This window comes from Actinoplanes sp. NPDC004185, assembly GCF_053603475.1.
Window position 1 is genome coordinate 75,649 of record NZ_JBSGFR010000036.1, and the last position, 17,979, is coordinate 93,627.

Below are 17,979 nucleotides of genomic sequence, written 5' to 3' on the forward strand. Positions count from 1 at the left end.
ACCTAGGCGAAGAGGGTGCGCGGCTCAGGAACCGGCCAGCGCGGCGCGCATCGGGGCCGCCTTGGCCGCCGCCTCGTCGACCTCCGCCCACGGGTCACTGTCGATGGTGATGCCACCGCCGGCCCACAGGTGCACCCGCTCACCGTCCACCGCCGCCGTACGGATGCTCAGGCCCAGGTCGACGTGGTCGGTGCCGACCCAGCCCAGCGCGCCCATGGCGACGCCGCGGCCGACCGGCTCCAGCCGGGCGATCTCGCGCAGCGCCGCGTGCTTGGGCGCGCCGGTCACCGAGCCGCCCGGGCACAACGCCCGCAGCAGGCCGGGCAGCCCCACCGGCTGCTCGATCGGGGCCGACACGACCGACTCGGCCTGCCACAGCCCGCACCAGCGGCGCACTGCGAACAGCTCGTCCACCCGGACCGCGCCCACGCCCAGGCGGGCCAGGTCGTTGCGTTCCAGGTCGACGATCATCACGTGCTCGGCGCGTTCCTTGGCCGAGGCGAGCAGCTCGCGGCGGCCCTGCTCGGTGGCCGGCCGGGTGCCCTTGATCGGCCGGGTGATCACCCGGCCGCCGCGGACCTCGACCAGCGTCTCCGGCGTGGCCGTCGCCACCGCCCAGCCGCCGCCGCTCAGCACGCCGCCGTAGCGAGCCCCGGGCAGGGCGGCCACCCGGGCCAGGGCCGGCCCCGGATCGCCCGTGTACGGCGCTGAGGCATGCCCCACGACGTTGACCTGATAGACGTCGCCACGCCCGATCGCGGCCCGGACGGCGGTGACCGCGGCGGCGTGCTCGGCGCGGCTCCAACTGTCGCGCCACGGACCCAGCCGCCACTCGTCCGGGCTTGCACCGGCTGCGGAACCTCCCGAATTGCCGGAGCCCATCGCACACGCTCCCATGACCGAGGGTGACGGCTCGTCCGGGTCGCGGTGGGTGTGCACGACGGCCACCACATCCGGGATCCCGGGGACCGGAGAGGGCGCTCCGGGCGGCCCGCCGATGATCACCGAACCGGCCGACGCGGACACGTACAGTGTTGCGCCACAAGGGGTTCCGACGCCGGTCGGGTGGAATTGGGTAGCCGTTCGGCCGATGTCTCGCACCGGCAGTCCGTTGTCTTCGAGGAACGCCGAGACAAGCTCTGCGGGGTCACCGTCATCACCCACCGACCACTCGAAACGGCATGACTCACCGTGACGGCCCTGGCAGGACGCCGGAGAACCCGGTTGAGGACCCCGCCCGGGTGTCGGAAAGTGGTCGGCGGCGGCTCTGCCGTGGAACATCAGAACAGTGGATTCTCTCAATGGGGCGCCATCACTCACGAGATCCGGATTCGTTCGGATGGGAGTAGTGTTCCGCCCCGTTGATGTGAAGCACGACACAACCCCCTACCGGAGACACCCGATGTGCCAGCACCAGAAGTCCTGCCCCTCTGCCGAAGCCGTCGACCGCGAAGCGGCCCGGATCGTGGCGACCTTCCCCGAGCAGGGATGGAGCCTGCTCTGCAACGGTGTCATCGTCTTCGAGGACACCGGTGAGCTGCTGCCCGACGGCAGGACGATCGCACCACACCGCGGACCGGCCGTGCACGCCCTGGCGGCCTGAGAGACCTGCGACACGCCCGCGGGCCGACCGGAAGCACCACCCCCGGCCGACCCGCGACGACATCGCCACCACGACCGCTCAGTCCTCGAACGCCTCCGGCGAGGGGCACGAGCAGACCAGGTTCCGGTCCCCGTACGCCCCGTCGATGCGCCGCACCGGCGGCCAGTACTTCGAGGTCCGGTCCACCCCGGCCGGGAAACCGGCCAGCGACCGCGGGTACGCGTGCTGCCACTCGTCCGCCGTCACCGCCGCCGCCGTGTGCGGGGCGTTGTGCAGCGGATTGTCGTCCCGCGGCCACTCCCCCGCCGCCACCCGGTCGATCTCCGCCTTGATCGCGATCATCGCGTCGCAGAACCGGTCCAGCTCGGCCAGGTCCTCGCTCTCGGTCGGCTCCACCATCAGCGTCCCGGCCACCGGGAACGACATCGTCGGCGCGTGGAAGCCGTAGTCGATGAGCCGCTTGGCCACATCGTCGACCGTCACGCCCGTCGCCTTGGTCAGCGGCCGCAGGTCCAGGATGCACTCGTGCGCGACCAGGCCCTCGTTGCCGGCGTACAGCACCGGGTAGTGCTCCCGCAGCCGCGCCGCCACGTAGTTCGCCGCCAGCACCGCCACCCCGGTCGCCGCGGCCAGCCCGTCCGGGCCCATCATCCGCAGGTACGCCCACGAGATCGGCAGGATCCCGGCCGAGCCGTGCGCCGCCGCCGACACCGCGTGGTGCTCACCGGGCTCCAGCGGGTCACCCGGCAGGAAGTCCGCCAGATGCGCGCGCACCGCGACCGGGCCCACGCCGGGGCCACCGCCGCCGTGCGGGATGCAGAACGTCTTGTGCAGGTTCAGGTGCGACACGTCCGCGCCGAACTTGCCCGGCTTGGCCAGACCGACCAGCGCGTTCAGGTTCGCCCCGTCGACGTAGACCTGACCGCCCGCGTCGTGCACCGCGCCGCACAGCTCCGCGATGCCCTTCTCGTAGACACCGTGGGTCGACGGATACGTCACCATGATCGCCGCGAGCGCGTCCGCGTGCTTCTCGATCTTGGCCGCCAGGTCACCCAGGTCCACGTTGCCGTTGTCGTCACAGGCCACCACGACCACCCGCATGCCCGCCATCACCGCGCTGGCCGCGTTCGTGCCGTGCGCGCTCGACGGGATCAGGCACACGTCCCGGTGGGTCTCGCCCCGCGAACGGTGATAACCCCGGATCGCCAGCAGACCCGCCAGCTCACCCTGCGAACCCGCGTTCGGCTGCACGCTCACCGCGTCGTAGCCGGTGATCTCGGCCAGCCAGCCCTCCAGCTGCGCGACGAGGGCCTCGTAGCCCGCCGTCTGCGACGCCGGCGCGTACGGGTGGATATCGGCGAACTCGGCCCAGCTGACCGGCTCCATCTCGGTGGTCGCGTTCAGCTTCATCGTGCACGAGCCCAGCGGGATCATGCCCCGGTCCAGCGCGTAGTCCCGGTCCGACAGCTTGCGCAGGTAACGCAGCATCGCCGTCTCCGAGTGGTGGGCCGAGAACACCGGATGGGTCAGATAGTCGGTGGTGCGCTCCAGACCCGCCGGCAGCGCCGCCCCGGCCGCAGCCGCGGGAGCCGCACCGAACGCGGCCAGCACCGCCTCGACGTGCGCCGGCGTCGTCGTCTCGTCACACGCGACCGACACCCGGTCGGCGTCCACCAGCCGCAGGTTGATCCCCGCGCTCCCGGCCGCCGCGACCACCTCGGCCCCCCGGCCCGGCACCACCGCGGTCACCGTGTCGAAGAACGCGGCGTGCGCGACCTCGACCCCGGCCGCGGCCAGCCCGGCCGCGACCGCACCGGCCCGCTCATGGGTACGCCGGGCGATCGCCCGCAGCCCCGCCGGACCGTGATACACCGCGTACATGCTCGCCATCACCGCCAGCAGCACCTGCGCGGTGCAGATGTTGCTCGTCGCCCGCTCCCGCCGGATGTGCTGCTCACGGGTCTGCAGCGCCAGCCTGTACGCCGGAGCGCCGTCCGCGTCCCGCGACACCCCGACCAGCCGGCCCGGCAACGACCGCTCCAGCCCGGCGCGCACGGCCAGGTAACCGGCGTGCGGGCCACCGAAGCCCAGCGGTACGCCGAACCGCTGCGTCGTGCCCGCCGCGATGTCCGCCCCGATCTCGCCCGGCGCGCGCAGCAGCGTCAGCGCCAGCAGATCCGCCGCCACCGTCACCAGCGCACCCACCGCGTGCGCCGCCTCGACCAGCGCCGCGTGATCACGCACCGCGCCCGAAGCGCCCGGATACTGCAGGTGCAGCCCGAAGAACTCCGCCGGCAGCTCCGCCCCGGCGTCCAGGTCGGCCAGGACGATCTCGATACCCAGCGGCTCGGCCCGGGTCCGCAGGATCGCCAGCGTCTGCGGCAACGTGTCCGCGTCGACCACGTAGACCGGGCTCTTGCTCTTGCTCGACCGGCGGGCCAGGGTCATCGCCTCGGCCACCGCCGTGCCCTCGTCCAGCATCGACGCGTTCGCCGTGGTCAGACAGGTCAGGTCGGTCACCATCGTCTGGAAGTTGAGCAGCGCCTCCAGCCGGCCCTGACTGATCTCCGGCTGATACGGCGTGTACGCCGTGTACCAGGCCGGACTCTCCAGCACGTTGCGCCGGATCACCGCCGGGGTGAACGTGCCGTAGTAGCCGAGCCCGATCATCGACGTCGCGACCGTGTTACGGCCGGCGATCTCGCGCAGCTCGGCGATCGCCTCCTCCTCGGAAGCGGCCGCGGGCAGCTCCAGCGACCCGTGCCAGCGGATCACCTCCGGGATCGCGGCATCCATCAGCGCTTCGAGCGACGTGTACCCGATCGCCTTGAGCATCTGGGTCTGCGCGTCGGCATCCGGGCCGATGTGGCGGTCAGCGAACGTCATAGCGGCTCCTGCGGGGAGAGAGAGGTCGGCGGACGCAACCTCCCCCTCTGTCATACCCATAGGGCACTCCAGAGTCGCCTACCTGCGCGGTCCTTTTGCCTGAGAGGTTCCGGGGAGGATTTGCCCCTTCGGCGCCACCGAGATGGTCTCTCCCGCGCGGTGTACGGCACCTACGAACCTACCAGCGCGCACGTTTCGATCATGTGTCCCTAGGGTGTGGTGTGTGACCTATTCTGATCCCTCTTATTCGGCTGCGCCGAGTCGCTACGACACCATGACCTACCGCCGCGCCGGGCGCAGCGGGCTCAAGCTGCCCGCCATCAGCCTCGGCCTGTGGCACAACTTCGGCGACGCCCGCCCGATCGAACGCCAGCGCGACATCACCCGCCGCGCCTTCGACCTCGGCGTCACCCACTTCGACCTGGCCAACAACTACGGCCCGCCACCCGGCAGCGCCGAGGAGAACTTCGGCCGCATCCTGGCCACCGACTTCCGCCACCACCGCGACGAGCTCGTCGTCTCCACCAAGGCCGGCTACCACATGTGGAACGGCCCCTACGGAGAGTGGGGCTCCCGCAAATACCTGGTCTCGTCGCTCGACCAGTCCCTGCGCCGCCTCGGCCTCGACTACGTCGACATCTTCTACCACCACCGCCCCGACCCGGACACCCCGTTGGAAGAGACCATGGGCGCCCTCGACGCCGTCGTCCGCTCCGGCAAGGCCCTCTACGTCGGCATCAGCAACTACAACGCCGAACAGACCGCCCGCGCCGCCGCCATCCTGCAGGAGCTCGGCACCCCCCTGCTGATCCACCAGCCGTCCTACTCCATCCTCAACCGCTGGATCGAGAAGGACCACCTGCTCGACACCCTCGAAGCCGTCGGCGCCGGCTGCATCGCCTTCAGCCCCCTGCAGCAGGGCCTGCTCACCGACCGCTACCTCGGCGGCATCCCCGACGACTCCCGGGTCCGCACCAGTGTCTTCCTCAACGAGAGCGACCTGGACAAGCCCACCATGGGCCGCATCCACAACCTCAACGACATCGCCCAGCGGCGCGGCCAGTCCCTGGCCCAGATGGCCCTCGCCTGGGCCCTGCGCGACCAGCGCATGACCAGCCTGATCATCGGGGCCAGCAGCGTCGAACAGCTCGAGACCAACGTCGCCGCCCTGGACAAGCTCGACCTCAGCGACGACGACCTGCAGGCGATCGACGGCACCAGCCTGGACCTGTGACCACCCTCGTCACCGACCACACGATCCTCGCGGTCGTGGTCGGCTCCCGCGCGTACGGCCTCGCCGGCCCGGGCTCCGACCACGACCGCCGGGGCGTGTACGCCGCCCCCACCGACCTGTTCTGGCACCTCGACAAGCCACCGACCCACCTCGACGGCCCGGCCGAGGAACAGTTCTCCTGGGAGATCGAGCGCTTCTGCACCCTGGCCCTGCAGGGCAACCCGACCGTGCTCGAAGTCCTCTGGTCACCCCTGATCACCGCGGTCACCGCCGACGGCGAACACCTGCTGGCCACCCGGCAGGCGTTCCTGTCCCGGCGCGTCGCCGACACCTACGGCGCGTACGCCCGCGACCAGCTCAAACGCGTCGACTCCCGGCGCCGGCGCACCGGCGACACCAACCACAAACAGGCCATGCACATGATCCGGCTGCTGCTGGCCGGCGCCCACGTCCTGCGGACCGGCGAGGTGCTCGTCGACGTGTCACCGCTGCGCGAACGCCTGCTGGCCGTCAAGAACGGCGACGTGCCGTGGGAATCGGTGACCGCGTGGGCCGCCGACCTGCTGGCCGACCTGGACGAGGCGGCCGCGCGCACCGCCCTGCCCGAAACGCCCGACCGGGCCGCCGTCGACGCGCTGCTCCACGCCGTACGGGAAAGGGGTCTGCCATGACCATCGACGTGCCGAACTGGGCCGGCCAGGTCGCCGCCGACCTGCCCTACCCCCTGATCTTCGCGACCGTGAGCGGCGCCCACCTGTACGGCTTCGCGTCAGCCGACTCCGACCTGGACCTGCGCGCGGCCCACCTGCTGCCGGCGGCCGAGGTCGTCGGCCTGCGCACCGGCCCGGAGACCCTGCAGTCCGACGGCTGGCGCGACGGCGTCGAACTCGACGTGGTCAGCCACGACCTGCTCAAGTTCGCCCGCCTGCTGACCGGCCGCAACGGCTACGTGCTGGAACAGCTGCTGTCCCCGCTGGTGGTCGCCACCTCCCCGGTCCACGACGAGCTGAAGGCGCTGGCCCCGGCGCTGATCACCCGCCACCACGCCCACCACTACCTGGGCTTCGCGGCGACCCAGGAACGGCTCTTCGACCGCACCGGCGAGCTCAAGCCGGCGCTGTACACGCTGCGGGTGCTGCTCACCGGGCTGCACCTCATGCGGACCGGCGAGCTGGAGACCGACCTCGGCCTGCTCGGCACCGGCCTGGCATACGTGCCGGAGCTGATCGGCCGCAAGCGCGAGGCCGAGCACGGCCCGTTCCCGTCCGCCGTCCGCAGTGATCTGGCCCGGGACATCCCCCGGCTGCGGACCGAGCTGGAAGCGGCACGGGACAGCTCCGTCCTGCCGGAGCATGCCGACCGGGATGCCGTCGAGGCGCTGCACCAGCTGGTCGTCCGGACCCGCCTTTCTTAGTTTTGTCGTCCGCCGCAGGCGGTCGTTTCTGTGTCTGGTGCGGCTTGCCGCACTGCGTCTAAGGCATCCTAGGACTCTAGGAGTTATCGTTCGACGGGGTCGGCGGTCTACCCTGGTCCCATGCCCACCACCGCGCCCGACGCTCCGGCGGTCCACCTCGCCCGGCCCCACCGGCCGGTGCTCGTGGCGGGCACCCTCGGCGAGCTGACCGGCCCGGCCCATGGCGTGGCCGAGCTGCCCCTGCGGCTGTGGTGGAATCCGGTCCGCACCTTCGACCTGGACCAGCCCACCATGCTGCTCTGGATGTACGAGAACGTGCTGCGCGAGGCCGTCCGCGTCGACGAGCTGCGCAACTACCTCCACGGGCCGACGCTGGTGCGGATCTGGCCGGAGCTCAACCTGCCGCGCGGCGTCCGCGCCGCCTGGGAGGCCCGCCACCCGGTGCTGCGCCGGGTCACCGCCGCCTGAGCCCGGAGCCCCGCGAGGGCGAGATCGGCAGCCCGGAGCTGCCCGGTTCCGCGACGCCGTCCGCAGGTGCCGACGTCCGCGTCGATCCAGTAGGTTCCGCGAGGTGCCAGCGAACAACCCCACCGTGCGGCCCGCCACCACGTCCGATGTCGACGCCCTCGTGCGGCTGAGGGTGGCCAACGCCGAGGCCCACCTGGCCTTGGACCCGCAGGCCTACCGCATCCCCGAGCCGGAAGCGGTGCGACGACACTTCGCCGCGCTCCTGGCCGAGGGGCCGGCCGGGCACGCCGTGCTGGTCGCTGAGGTCGCGGGCCGGGTCGCCGGGATGGTCGAGGTGGTACGCAGCCCCGAGCCGCCGGACCATCAGATCCTGCGTCCGGAACCCTCGGCGCAGATCCACACGGTGGTCGCCGAGGACGCGCGCGGCCGAGGTGTCGGCTCGGCGTTGCTCAGCGCCGCGGAGCAGTGGGCGTCCACCGCGGGGATCACCTATCTGTCCGCGGGGATCCATCACCGCAACGCCGGAGCCGTGCGGTTCTACGGCCGGTACGGATACACGAGCTCCGGTCTCTCAATGGGCCGGCAGGTGCACGGGTGACGGACCGCCCCGGCCGGTCGCAGCAGCCCCGCAGGGCTGATCCGCTAGCGTCGCCCGGGTGAGCGGGAACATCGACGACTTCTACCGTGACGTCGCCACCATCGCCCTGACCGTCGGGGAGAAGCACGGCTTCGTGCTCGGCGGCGGTGTCGCCTGGCTGGTCAACGGCCTCGTGCAGCGCCCGACCGAGGACATCGACCTGTTCACCGACACCGCCGGGGCCGTCGAGGCCGCCGCCGGGCAGGTCACCGCCGCCCTGACCGAGGCCGGCTACCAGGTGTTCCGCGAGGTCGCCGACGAGCTCTTCGAGGGCATGGACGACGACCTGCGCGAATACCACGTGGCCGACGGCACCCGCGCGCTGCGGCTGACCCTGACCCGGCTGGACCGCAGCCGCGCGCCGGTGGTGATGGACGTGGGCCCGGTGATGCACCTGGACGACCTGGTCGCGTCCAAGGTCGCGGCGCTGGTCAACCGGCGTGAGGTGCGGGACTACATCGACGTGGCGGCCGCGCTGGAGCGGTATCCGCTCACGCGGGTGCTGGAGCTGGCCCGGGCGCTGGACCCCGGCCTGGACGACGACGAGGTGGCCGACGCGGGCCGGTATCTGGACCGGCTCGACGACGCCCGGTTCGCCGTCTACGGACTCAGCGCGGAGCAGGTCCGGGGGGTGCGGGAGCGGCTGGCGGCCTGGCCCCGCTAGAGAGAGGTTCACGTCGCCGGATGTAGTGGATGAATCCCTCCCAGTCCGGTTCCGTGCGGTCCGGGCGCATGCCCGCCGCCGCCGCGCAGCGGGCACTCGCCACATTGTCCGGTTCGACCCCGGCCGCGAACAGCACCACGTCGGCCACCTCCGGCGCGGCCATGACGGCGAGCAGCGCCGCGGTTCCGAAGCCGTGCCCCCACCGCCGCGGATCGACGACGTATGCCAGGCCCATGCTCGGGCCCGGCTCCACCGCGTCGACCACGGCACCGTCCGGCCCTTCGGAGTACCGGCTCCAGCGGTCGTACACGTCGCCGCCGATGTAGGCGACCACCACCCCGGACGGGTCGTACGCCACCCAGGAGTGGTCGCGCAGCACCCGGCGGCCGCGGAACGAATCGCCGATGCCCGTGCCGGCCAGTTCCAGGCTGCGGACCGGCCATTGCGGGCCGCCCAGCCGGCGGTCGACCTCCGGGTGCTCGAACCAGGGCTGCACGGCGGGCAGCGAGTCTCGGGTGAAAGGTGCCAGCACGACGTCCATGGGTCTCAGTGTGCCCGCGAGGCGACCGTCCGAATACCGCCAGACCACCGGCCGGGCGGCGCAGCAGGATGAGGTCATGACGACGACCATCGCGTACCGGATCGATGCCCTCTCCCCCAGCCTGCTCGCCCAGGTCCGGGCCGACCCCGCGGCCGAACGGCGCTGTGCGGGCGGGGGTGAGCCCTTGCGGTGCTGCCTGCGCGACGCGGCCGCCGGTGAGGGACTTCTGCTGTTCAACTACGAGCCGCCGCTGCCCGCATCGCCGTACCGGGAGAAGGGTGCGGTGTTCGCCCACGCCGCACCCTGCGGCGGCCCGGCGGGCGAGCTGCCCTATCCGGGCGACTGGTACGGCCGCGCGCAGGTGCTGCGGGCCTACGACAGCGCCGGGCGGATCCATCCGGCCAGCCGGCAGCACGACGGTGGTGATCCGGTGGCGGCGCTGACCGCCGTGCTGGCCGAGCCGGGCGTGGTGCTGGTGCACAGCCGCAACGTGGTCTACGGCTGCTACATGTTCAGCGTGTTGCCTGCGGGCGCAGCGTCGCGGTGACGTCGTCCACGTCGAAGGTGGTCGCGCCGCCGCCCGCGGACTCGCTGCCGAAGAAGGTGATGGTCGCGGTGCGCTCGGTGGCCGCGGTGGAGGCCGTGGCGCTGTACTGCTGCCAGTCGGTGCGCATGTCGAAGGCGAAGGAGAAGCGGGTCTTGGGTGGCTCGCCGGACACGGCGAGGCCCATGTTGAGGTAGTCGCTGCGGCTGGTCTCGGTGGAGCTCGCCCGGGCGAAGAACCTCACGTCGAGGCCGCAGCCGGCCGGGATCGTCACCGTGGAGCGCAGCAGGTCGGTGCGGGTGACGTCGAGGCCGGCGAAGGTCGCGTACGCCCGGCCGGTGTGCGCGGGGCGCTCCGGCGTGCCCAGCACCACCATGCGGGGGCCGGCGGTCCAGCCGGCTGTCCCGCGCTCGAAGCCGGGGTTGAGCTGCACCTGCGCGGTGCAGGGAGCCGGGGCGGACGGGGCCTGGGCGGCGGCGGTGGTGAGCACCAGCGCGGCGCCGAGGACGGCGAGGGATTTCACGGGACCTCCGAAGGTCAGTGGGCATTGAGAGGTGTCGATACATTCTGCAACCGATCGGCAACCCGGTGTGTCCCGTTCCGCACCCGGCGGAGCGAATTCTCTGTGCAGCGAGGCCACCACCGCACCAGAGGAGCTCCCGGAATGCGCCTTCGAATCGGTTCCACCATCGCCGTCGTCGCCGCCGTCATCGGCCTCGCGGGCAGCGTCGCCGGCCCGATCTACTCGGCGTTCGGCGTCTAGCGGATCGTCAGCAACTCCACAGCAGGGTCCCCTTCCGTGGCCGGGCGCGATCAGCGCCCGGCCACGGTGCTGGGAAAAGCGCGACGGATAGGGTGGTCTCATCATGACGCTCACCGACCGCCTGCCCGGCACCGCCGAACCCGACGCCGTCTTCGACGCCTTCCAGAGCTGGGTGAGCGAGCAGGGACTGACGCTCTACCCGCACCAGGAGGAGGCGCTCATCGAGATCGCCACCGGGGCGAACGTCATCCTCAACACCCCCACCGGCTCGGGCAAGAGCCTGGTCGCCACCGGCGCGCACTTCGCCGCCCTGGCCGACAAGCGCACCACCTTCTACACCGCGCCGATCAAGGCGCTGGTCAGCGAGAAGTTCTTCGCCCTGTGCGCGGTCTTCGGCGCGCACAACGTCGGCATGCTCACCGGTGACGCCAGCGTCAACGCGGACGCCCCGATCATCTGCTGCACCGCGGAGATCCTGGCCAACCTGGCCCTGCGCGAGGGCGCCGACGCCGACGTCGGCCAGGTCGTGATGGACGAGTTCCACTTCTACGCCGAGCCCGACCGGGGCTGGGCCTGGCAGGTGCCGCTGATCGAGCTGCCGCAGGCCCAGTTCATCCTGATGTCGGCGACCCTGGGCGACACCACCCGCTTCGTCGACGACCTGAGCCGGCGCACCGGGCGGCCCACGGCCGTGGTCAGCAACACCGAGCGGCCCGTCCCGCTGGTCTTCCAGTACGCGATGACCCCGCTGCACGAGACCATCGAGGAGCTGCTGACCACCCGGCAGGCCCCGGTCTACATCGTGCACTTCACCCAGGCCGCCGCCCTGGAACGCGCCCAGTCGCTGATGAGCATCAACATGTGCACCCGGGCCGAGAAGGACGCGATCGCCGCCGCCATCGGCAGCTTCCGGTTCACCGCCGGCTTCGGGCGCACCCTGAGCCGGCTGGTGCGCCACGGCATCGGCGTGCACCACGCCGGCATGCTGCCCAAGTACCGCCGGCTGGTCGAGACCCTCGCGCAGGCGGGCCTGCTCAAGGTCATCTGCGGTACGGACACCCTCGGCGTCGGCATCAACGTGCCCATCCGCACCGTGCTGTTCACCGGCCTGAGCAAGTACGACGGGGTCCGCACCCGGCTGCTCAAGGCCCGCGAGTTCCACCAGATCGCCGGCCGGGCCGGGCGGGCCGGCTACGACACTCTCGGCACGGTCATCGTGCAGGCCCCCGAGCACGTCATCGACAACGAGCGGATGCTGGCCAAGGCCGGCGACGACCCGAAGAAGCGCCGCAAGGTGGTCCGCAAGAAGCCGCCGGAGGGCACCATCGGCTGGGGACAGCCGACCTTCGACCGGCTGGTGGCCGCCGACCCCGAGCCGCTGACCTCGTCGTTCCAGGTGTCGCACGCGATGCTGCTCAACGTGCTGGTCCGCGGCGGCGACCCGTTCGCGGCGATGCGGCACCTGCTCACCGACAACCACGAGGAGCCGGCCGCGCAGCGCCGGCACATCCGCCGGGCCCTGGCCATCGCCCGGGCGCTGCTGGCCGGTGGGGTCATCGAGCGGGTCGAGACCGACGACGGCATCCGCTACCGCCTCACCGAGGACCTGCAGATCGACTTCGCGCTCAACCAGGCCCTGTCGCCGTTCGCGCTGGCCTGCCTGGAGCTGCTCGACCGGGAGTCCCCGGAGTATCCGCTGGACGTGGTCTCGGTCATCGAGGCCACCCTGGAGGACCCCCGCCAGGTGCTGTCCGCGCAGCAGTTCAAGGCCAAGGGCGAAGCCGTCAACGCGATGAAGGCCGAGGGCATCGAGTACGACCAGCGGATGGAGCTCCTCGAGGAGGTCACCTACCCCAAGCCGCTGCTGCCGCTGCTGGAGGGTGCGTACGAGACGTACCGGGGCGGGCACCCGTGGGTCGCCGACTACGAGATCAAGCCCAAGGCCGTCGTCCGCGACATGTACGAACGCGCGATGACCTTCACCGAGTACGTCTCGTTCTACGGGCTGTCCCGTTCCGAGGGTCTGGTCCTGCGGTATCTCGCGGACGCGTTCCGGGCACTGCGCCAGACCGTGCCCGAGGACGCCCGCACCGAGGAGCTCACCGACCTGATCGAGTGGCTGGGCGAGCTGGTCCGCCAGGTCGACTCCAGCCTGCTCGACGAGTGGGAGCGGCTGCGCAACCCCGGCGCCGAGATCGTCGAGGTGTCCCCGCTGGACGACAAGCCGCCGGCGGTCACCCGCAACGTGCGGGCGTTCCGGGTGCTGGTGCGCAACGCGATGTTCCGCCGGGTCGAGCTGTTCGCCCTGCGCCGGGCCGAGGACCTGGGCGAGCTGGACGCCGAGTCGGGCTGGAACACCGATCGCTGGATCGAAGCCCTGGAGGACTACTACGCCGAGTATCCGGTGGTCGGCACCGGGCCCTCGGCGCGCGGGCCGGCGCTGCTGCACATCGAGACCACGCCCACGGTGTGGAAGGTGCGGCAGGTCTTCGAGGACCCCGAGGGCGACCACGACTGGGGCATCGAGGCCGAGGTCGACCTGGCGGCCAGCGACGAGCTCGGCGCGGCGGCGATCCGGATCACGGCGGTGGGCCCGCACTGAGCGGTGACGGGTCCGCACCGGCCGCCGCTGCCGGGCGCAGCGGCAGGCACACGGTGAAGGTGGTGCCATCGCCCGGTTCGCTGGTGGCCTCGATGTAGCCGTCGTGGTCGCGCACGATCCGCTGGGCGATGGTCAGGCCCAGGCCGCTGCCGCCGGTCGCCCGCTGCCGGGCCGGATCGGCGCGCCAGAAGCGGTCGAAGACGCGCAACAGGTCCTCCGGCGTCATGCCGACCCCGGTGTCCCGCACGGTCAGGACGGCTTCGGCGCCGCGCTCACGGACGCGTACCAGGACATGGCCGCCGGTGTCGGTGTAGCGCACCGCGTTGGTCAGCAGGTTGCCCAGGACCTGGCGCAGCCGGTCCGGGTCCGCCTCGACCCACACCGGGCCGGGCACGTCCACGGTCAGCGCGATGCCGGCCTCGGCCGCGACCGCCCGGTGCACGGTCGCGCCGACCTGCACCAGGTCGGCCAGGTCGACCGGGCCCTTGGCGTAGCGCAGGTCGCCGACCTCGGCCAGGGCCAGCACCTGCAGGTCGTCCAGGATGCGCCGCTGCAGCATGGTCTCCTCGTGCAGCGAGACGAACAGCTCGCGGCTCGGCTCGACCACCCCGTCGGACAGGCCCTCGAGGTAGCCGCGCAGGTTCGACAGCGGCGTCCGCATCTCGTGCGCGACGTCGGCCACCAGCCGCCGCTGGCGTTCCTCGCTGCGCTGCACCGCCTCGGCCATGGCGTTGAAGGTCTGCGACAGCCGGGCCAGCTCACCGCGGCCGGAGGTGGGCACCCGGACGCTGAGCCGGCCGTCGGCGAGCAGCCGCGAGGCCTCGGTGAGCCGGCGTACCGGATGGCTGACCACGCGCGCGATCCAGGCGGTGCCGATCAGGGCTACCACGATCAGGCCGGCGGCGCCGAAGGCGGCGGGCCGGCCGAGCCGGCCGACGTCGGTGTCGGCGGGCGCGCCCAGATAGAGCTGCAGGGGCAGCGCGGCCGACACCCCGGCCCGGTCGTTGAAGGTGGTGGCCGCGCAGGTGTTGTCCTCCTTCGGGGACGCCGGGGCGCTGCACTGCCGGTACGTGAGCATGTCGATGTCGATGCGCCGGCGGTCGTCCAGCACCAGCTTCGACGCCCGGCTGACGCAGTCGGGGTGCTCTTTGAGCTGCTGCCCGGTCAGGTAGGGCGCCCGGTCGGTCACCAGTACGGCGTCGCTGCCGGGCTTCTTGTCGGCGATGCAGCGCACGGCGACCAGTGCCGCCCGGTACTGGGCGAGCTGGCGCAGCATGCCCGCCACCGGCGTCCGTTCCAGGTCGCCGCCCCGGGCCGGCTCGAACAGCGGGGTCGTCAGCAGCCGCCGGCCAGGGACGCCCTTGGCGAGCAGAGCGGACAGCGCCGGTGGGCTGCTGTCGCCGGCCCAGCCCTCCAGCTGCGGCCGGGGGTCGATCAGCATCGGGCCCGGGCGCACCGGGCCGGCGGCCCGGCCGGCGAGGTTGTCCGTGTCGACCAGCACCGTCTGGTCCAGGGTGATGAGCCGGATGTGCAGGCCGGTCTGCCGGGACAGCCCGGCGGCGAGCTTGTCCACACCCGGCCACCGCCCGCGCAGCAGGCCGTAGCGGGCCACCTCGTCGGCGATCTCGTAGCGGTGCCGGTCCGCGCTGGCCTGGGCCTCGTTGAAGGCCCGGGAGGTCAGGTTCAGGGTCAGCCAGGCGGTCGCCCCGATCGCCGTCACGGCCACGACCATGACCAGCAGGAAGATCCGCAGCCGGAAGCTCATTGCTCGGCCATCCGGTAACCGCGGCCGTACACGGTCTGCACGTACCGCGGCTCGGCCGGGTCGGCCTCGATCTTGCGGCGCAGGTTGACCACGTGGGCGTCGACCGTCCGCTCGGAGACGTCCTGCTCGAAGCCGAAGGTCCGGTCGATGATCTGCCCCCGGGTGAAGACCCGGCCGGGCTCGCGGGCCAGCAGCTCGACGATGCCGAACTCCTTGGCGGTCAGGTGCACCGTGGCCCCGCCGACCCGGACCTCGAAACGGCCGGCGTCCACCTCGAGATCACCGACGCGCAGCGTCGCGGACTGCCCGTCGGCCGTGCCGATGCGGCGCAGCAGGGCCCGGACCCGGGCGGTCAGCTCGCGCGGGCTGACCGGCTTGGCCAGGTAGTCGTCGGCGCCGATGTCCAGGCCCAGCAGCATGTCGTTCTCCGACGAGCGGGCGGTCACCAGCAGGATGGCGACCGGCGACGACTCGGCCCGCAGGATCCGGCACACGTCGAGCCCGTCGACCAGCGGCATCATGACGTCCAGGACCAGCAGGTCGGGCCGGCGGGCCCGGGCCTGCTCCAGCGCCGCCCGCCCGTCGCCGACGGTGAGCACGTGGTGGCCCTCACGCTCCAGGTACAGGCGGATGAGCTGGGCGTGCTTCGGGTCGTCGTCGGCTACCAGGATCCGGGCGGTCACGGACGCGATTCTCACCCAGGCGGTCAACCCCCGCGGCGATTGTCAGATTCCGGTGAGGATCCGGTCCGGTTCCGGTGCGTCCACGATTCCCGGCCACTTCCTCACAGGTCCTTCATAACCGGCTTCCTACGGTGCAGACCCGCCGTCAACCGAAGGAGTGCCACGATGTGTGGTCTGAGCGTGTTCGTGAGCAGCCGGGCGCACGCCGGTGTCCCCGACCCCGCGTCGGCCGCCGCCTTCGCCGAGGCGCTGGCCACGATGCACCACCGGGGGCCGGACGACACGCAGGTCGAGTACGGCGACGGCCTGGCCTTCGGCTTCCAGCGGCTGGCGATCGTGGACGTGGCGGACAGCCGGCAGCCGGCGCACTACCCGTTCGACGGTCCGCAGGCCGGGCGCTGGACCATGGTGTTCAACGGCGAGATCTACAACTACCGGGAGCTGCGGGCGGACCTGATCCGCGAGCACGGCGCCACGTTCGCCACCCACGGCGACACCGAGGTGCTGGCCGCGGCGGTCCAGTACTGGGGGGCGGCGGCGCTGTCGCGGCTGCGGGGGATGTTCGCGTTCGTGGCGTACGACCACTGGACCGGGACCGTGCACGCCGCCCGCGACCCGTTCGGGATCAAGCCGCTGTACCTGCTGGAGACCTCGGACGGGCTGTTCCTGGCCAGTGAGCGCAAGGCGCTGCTGCCGTTCAGCGGCGACTCCGGGGCGGCCCTGGACACCGACGCCCTGGCCCACTACCTGACCCTGCAGTACGTGCCGGACCCCATGACGCTGCACCGGCACGTGCGGCGGCTGCCGCCGGGGCACCGGATGACCTGGACCCCCGGCGGCGGCCTGCGCCTGGACCGTTATTTCCGGCCGTCGCTGCGGCCGCTGCACGTCCGGCCGGACGTGGCGATCCACGCCATCCGGGACGCGCTGCGCGACAGCGTCCGCAAGCACCTGCACGCCGAGGTGCCGGTCGGGGCGTTCCTGTCCAGCGGGGTGGACTCGTCGGCCATCGTCGCGCTGGCCGCCGAGGTCAAGCCGGACCTGCACGCGTTCACGGCCGGTTTCGCCCACGAGGGCTACTCGGAGATCGAGATCGCCCAGCACACCGCGGACCAGCTCGGGGTGCGGCTGACCCCGACGGTGGTCACCGAGGACGACGTCATCCGGGAGCTGCCGCGCATCGTGCAGCTGCTCGACGACCCGGTCGCGGACCCGTCGCTGGTGCCGCTGTACTTCCTGGCCCGTACGGCGTCCCGGCACGTCACCGTGGTGCTGTCCGGGGAGGGCTCCGACGAGCTGTTCGGCGGCTACACGATCTACCGCGAGCCGATGTCGCTGGCCGGCATCGAGCGCCTGCCGGCCGGCATGAAGCGAGGTCTGCGCAGCCTGTCGAAGGTCATCCCGGAGGGCGTGAAGGGCCACAGCTTCCTGGAGCGCGGCACCACGCCGATCGAGGAGCGCTATTACGGCAACGCCCGGATCTTCTCCCCCGCGGAGAAGGCGGAGCTGATGCGCTTCACCGCCGACCCGCACACGGTGGTCACGAGCAAGCTGTACGCCGAGACCGCCGACGTCGACGACGTCGCCTCGATGCAGTACGTGGACCTGCACACCTGGCTACCCGGCGACATCCTGACCAAGGCCGACCGGATGTCGATGGCGCACTCGCTGGAGCTGCGCGTGCCGTTCCTGGACCAGGCGGTGTACGCGGCCGCGGCGGGACTCCCCACCGAGCTCAAGCTTCCGGCCGGCAGCCGCACGACCAAGTACGCGCTGCGCGAGGCCATGCGCGGCATCGTGCCGGAGTCGGTGCGCGACCGCCGCAAGCTGGGCTTCCCCACCCCGACCCGGCTGTGGCTCAAGGGTGGCATCGGCGACTGGATCGGCGAGCTGATGACCGGTTCGCAGACCGGGCACCTGCTCGACCTCGGCTACGCCCAGCGGCTGCTGGCCGAGCACCGGGCCGGCGTGGCCGACAACTCCCGCAAGGTCTGGACGGTGGCGATGTTCTGCCTGTGGCACGCGATCACGGTGGAACGGTCGGTGAACCCGGCGCCGCCGATGTCCCGGCCGGCGGCGACCGCGGCCGCGTGAGCTCAGCAACGCGCCGCCCCGTCCGAAGGTCAGGTGTGGGACGGCTGGGGTGGATGCTCGCGGCGGCGCTCGCGCTCGGTC

Annotated in this window: 16 protein-coding genes and 1 riboswitch; of the genes, 10 read left to right on the forward strand and 6 right to left on the reverse strand. The window is 72.0% G+C overall.

Features of this window, described 5'->3' with window-relative positions; genetic code table 11:
• Positions 1-24 precede the first annotated feature (24 nt).
• On the reverse strand, positions 25-1,281 hold the full coding sequence (locus ACWEOZ_RS31365) for a chorismate-binding protein (RefSeq protein ID WP_451914270.1): 1,257 nt from the start codon (positions 1,279-1,281) through the stop codon (positions 25-27).
• Between the two features lie 121 nt (positions 1,282-1,402).
• Here ACWEOZ_RS31365 and ACWEOZ_RS31370 point away from each other — a divergent pair, with 121 nt between their 5' ends.
• Complete coding sequence (locus tag ACWEOZ_RS31370; RefSeq protein WP_212986528.1) at positions 1,403-1,603, forward strand: DUF5999 family protein; 201 nt, start codon at positions 1,403-1,405, stop codon at positions 1,601-1,603.
• Between the two features lie 78 nt (positions 1,604-1,681).
• Here ACWEOZ_RS31370 and gcvP read toward each other — a convergent pair whose 3' ends face one another.
• Positions 1,682-4,489: an aminomethyl-transferring glycine dehydrogenase gene (gcvP, locus tag ACWEOZ_RS31375; protein WP_451914271.1), complete on the reverse strand. Its 2,808-nt coding sequence runs from the start codon at positions 4,487-4,489 to the stop codon at positions 1,682-1,684.
• 77 nt (positions 4,490-4,566) lie between these two features.
• Positions 4,567-4,654: riboswitch (glycine riboswitch) on the reverse strand.
• 58 nt (positions 4,655-4,712) lie between these two features.
• Between gcvP and mgrA the strand changes: the two genes are divergently transcribed.
• The 6 genes from mgrA (at position 4,713) to ACWEOZ_RS31405 (ending at position 8,906) form a co-directional block, all read left to right on the forward strand.
• Positions 4,713-5,723, forward strand: coding sequence for an L-glyceraldehyde 3-phosphate reductase (gene mgrA / locus ACWEOZ_RS31380; RefSeq protein WP_451914272.1), 1,011 nt, complete (start codon positions 4,713-4,715; stop codon positions 5,721-5,723).
• Entirely contained in the window at positions 5,720-6,394 is a 675-nt protein-coding gene (locus tag ACWEOZ_RS31385; protein ID WP_451914273.1) for a nucleotidyltransferase domain-containing protein, read from the forward strand. Before mgrA ends, ACWEOZ_RS31385 begins: the two co-directional genes overlap by 4 nt.
• Positions 6,391-7,137: a nucleotidyltransferase domain-containing protein gene (locus tag ACWEOZ_RS31390; protein ID WP_451914274.1), complete on the forward strand. Its 747-nt coding sequence runs from the start codon at positions 6,391-6,393 to the stop codon at positions 7,135-7,137. Before ACWEOZ_RS31385 ends, ACWEOZ_RS31390 begins: the two co-directional genes overlap by 4 nt.
• A 120-nt stretch (positions 7,138-7,257) precedes the next feature.
• A complete protein-coding gene (locus tag ACWEOZ_RS31395) occupies positions 7,258-7,605 on the forward strand; it encodes a hypothetical protein (protein WP_451914275.1) in 348 nt (115 codons plus the stop codon).
• Between the two features lie 103 nt (positions 7,606-7,708).
• Positions 7,709-8,203, forward strand: a complete 495-nt coding sequence (locus tag ACWEOZ_RS31400) for an N-acetyltransferase family protein (RefSeq protein WP_451914276.1) — start codon at positions 7,709-7,711, stop codon at positions 8,201-8,203.
• A 58-nt stretch (positions 8,204-8,261) separates the two neighbouring features.
• Positions 8,262-8,906 (forward strand): nucleotidyl transferase AbiEii/AbiGii toxin family protein, encoded by a 645-nt coding sequence (locus ACWEOZ_RS31405; protein WP_451914277.1) that lies wholly within the window; start codon positions 8,262-8,264, stop codon positions 8,904-8,906.
• Here ACWEOZ_RS31405 and ACWEOZ_RS31410 read toward each other — a convergent pair.
• The gene (locus ACWEOZ_RS31410; protein WP_451914278.1) at positions 8,851-9,447 is read right to left on the reverse strand and encodes a GNAT family N-acetyltransferase; all 597 of its coding nucleotides are present in this window, start codon (positions 9,445-9,447) and stop codon (positions 8,851-8,853) included. The two genes, ACWEOZ_RS31405 and ACWEOZ_RS31410, sit on opposite strands and share 56 nt — an antisense overlap.
• 76 nt (positions 9,448-9,523) lie before the next feature.
• Between ACWEOZ_RS31410 and ACWEOZ_RS31415 the strand changes: the two genes are divergently transcribed.
• Positions 9,524-9,994: a DUF1203 domain-containing protein gene (locus ACWEOZ_RS31415; RefSeq protein ID WP_451914279.1), complete on the forward strand. Its 471-nt coding sequence runs from the start codon at positions 9,524-9,526 to the stop codon at positions 9,992-9,994.
• Here the strand turns inward: ACWEOZ_RS31415 and ACWEOZ_RS31420 are convergent.
• A complete protein-coding gene (locus ACWEOZ_RS31420) occupies positions 9,960-10,514 on the reverse strand; it encodes a hypothetical protein (RefSeq protein WP_451914280.1) in 555 nt (184 codons plus the stop codon). The genes ACWEOZ_RS31415 and ACWEOZ_RS31420 overlap by 35 nt on opposite strands.
• A 343-nt stretch (positions 10,515-10,857) precedes the next feature.
• Here ACWEOZ_RS31420 and ACWEOZ_RS31425 point away from each other — a divergent pair, with 343 nt between their 5' ends.
• Positions 10,858-13,356: a DEAD/DEAH box helicase gene (locus tag ACWEOZ_RS31425; protein ID WP_451914281.1), complete on the forward strand. Its 2,499-nt coding sequence runs from the start codon at positions 10,858-10,860 to the stop codon at positions 13,354-13,356.
• Here the strand turns inward: ACWEOZ_RS31425 and ACWEOZ_RS31430 are convergent.
• Together ACWEOZ_RS31430 and ACWEOZ_RS31435 are read right to left on the reverse strand one after the other, a co-directional pair.
• The gene (locus tag ACWEOZ_RS31430) at positions 13,334-15,121 is read right to left on the reverse strand and encodes a sensor histidine kinase (protein ID WP_451914282.1); all 1,788 of its coding nucleotides are present in this window, start codon (positions 15,119-15,121) and stop codon (positions 13,334-13,336) included. The genes ACWEOZ_RS31425 and ACWEOZ_RS31430 overlap by 23 nt on opposite strands.
• A complete protein-coding gene (locus tag ACWEOZ_RS31435; protein WP_451914285.1) occupies positions 15,118-15,813 on the reverse strand; it encodes a response regulator transcription factor in 696 nt (231 codons plus the stop codon). The genes ACWEOZ_RS31430 and ACWEOZ_RS31435 overlap by 4 nt, the downstream gene beginning before the upstream one ends.
• 156 nt (positions 15,814-15,969) lie before the next feature.
• Between ACWEOZ_RS31435 and asnB the strand changes: the two genes are divergently transcribed.
• On the forward strand, positions 15,970-17,898 hold the full coding sequence (gene asnB, locus ACWEOZ_RS31440) for an asparagine synthase (glutamine-hydrolyzing) (protein ID WP_451914283.1): 1,929 nt from the start codon (positions 15,970-15,972) through the stop codon (positions 17,896-17,898).
• Positions 17,899-17,979 lie beyond the last annotated feature (81 nt).

Coding starts and splice junctions, on each gene's coding strand:
- ACWEOZ_RS31430 (WP_451914282.1), bottom strand. CDS start 15,121: ATGAGCTTCCGGCTGCGGATCTTCCTGCTGGTCATGGTCGTGGCCGTG.
- ACWEOZ_RS31425 (WP_451914281.1), top strand. CDS start 10,858: ATGACGCTCACCGACCGCCTGCCCGGCACCGCCGAACCCGACGCCGTC.
- ACWEOZ_RS31410 (WP_451914278.1), bottom strand. CDS start 9,447: ATGGACGTCGTGCTGGCACCTTTCACCCGAGACTCGCTGCCCGCCGTG.
- ACWEOZ_RS31370 (WP_212986528.1), top strand. CDS start 1,403: ATGTGCCAGCACCAGAAGTCCTGCCCCTCTGCCGAAGCCGTCGACCGC.
- ACWEOZ_RS31365 (WP_451914270.1), bottom strand. CDS start 1,281: ATGTTCCACGGCAGAGCCGCCGCCGACCACTTTCCGACACCCGGGCGG.
- asnB (WP_451914283.1), top strand. CDS start 15,970: ATGTGTGGTCTGAGCGTGTTCGTGAGCAGCCGGGCGCACGCCGGTGTC.
- ACWEOZ_RS31390 (WP_451914274.1), top strand. CDS start 6,391: ATGACCATCGACGTGCCGAACTGGGCCGGCCAGGTCGCCGCCGACCTG.
- gcvP (WP_451914271.1), bottom strand. CDS start 4,489: ATGACGTTCGCTGACCGCCACATCGGCCCGGATGCCGACGCGCAGACC.
- ACWEOZ_RS31415 (WP_451914279.1), top strand. CDS start 9,524: ATGACGACGACCATCGCGTACCGGATCGATGCCCTCTCCCCCAGCCTG.
- ACWEOZ_RS31395 (WP_451914275.1), top strand. CDS start 7,258: ATGCCCACCACCGCGCCCGACGCTCCGGCGGTCCACCTCGCCCGGCCC.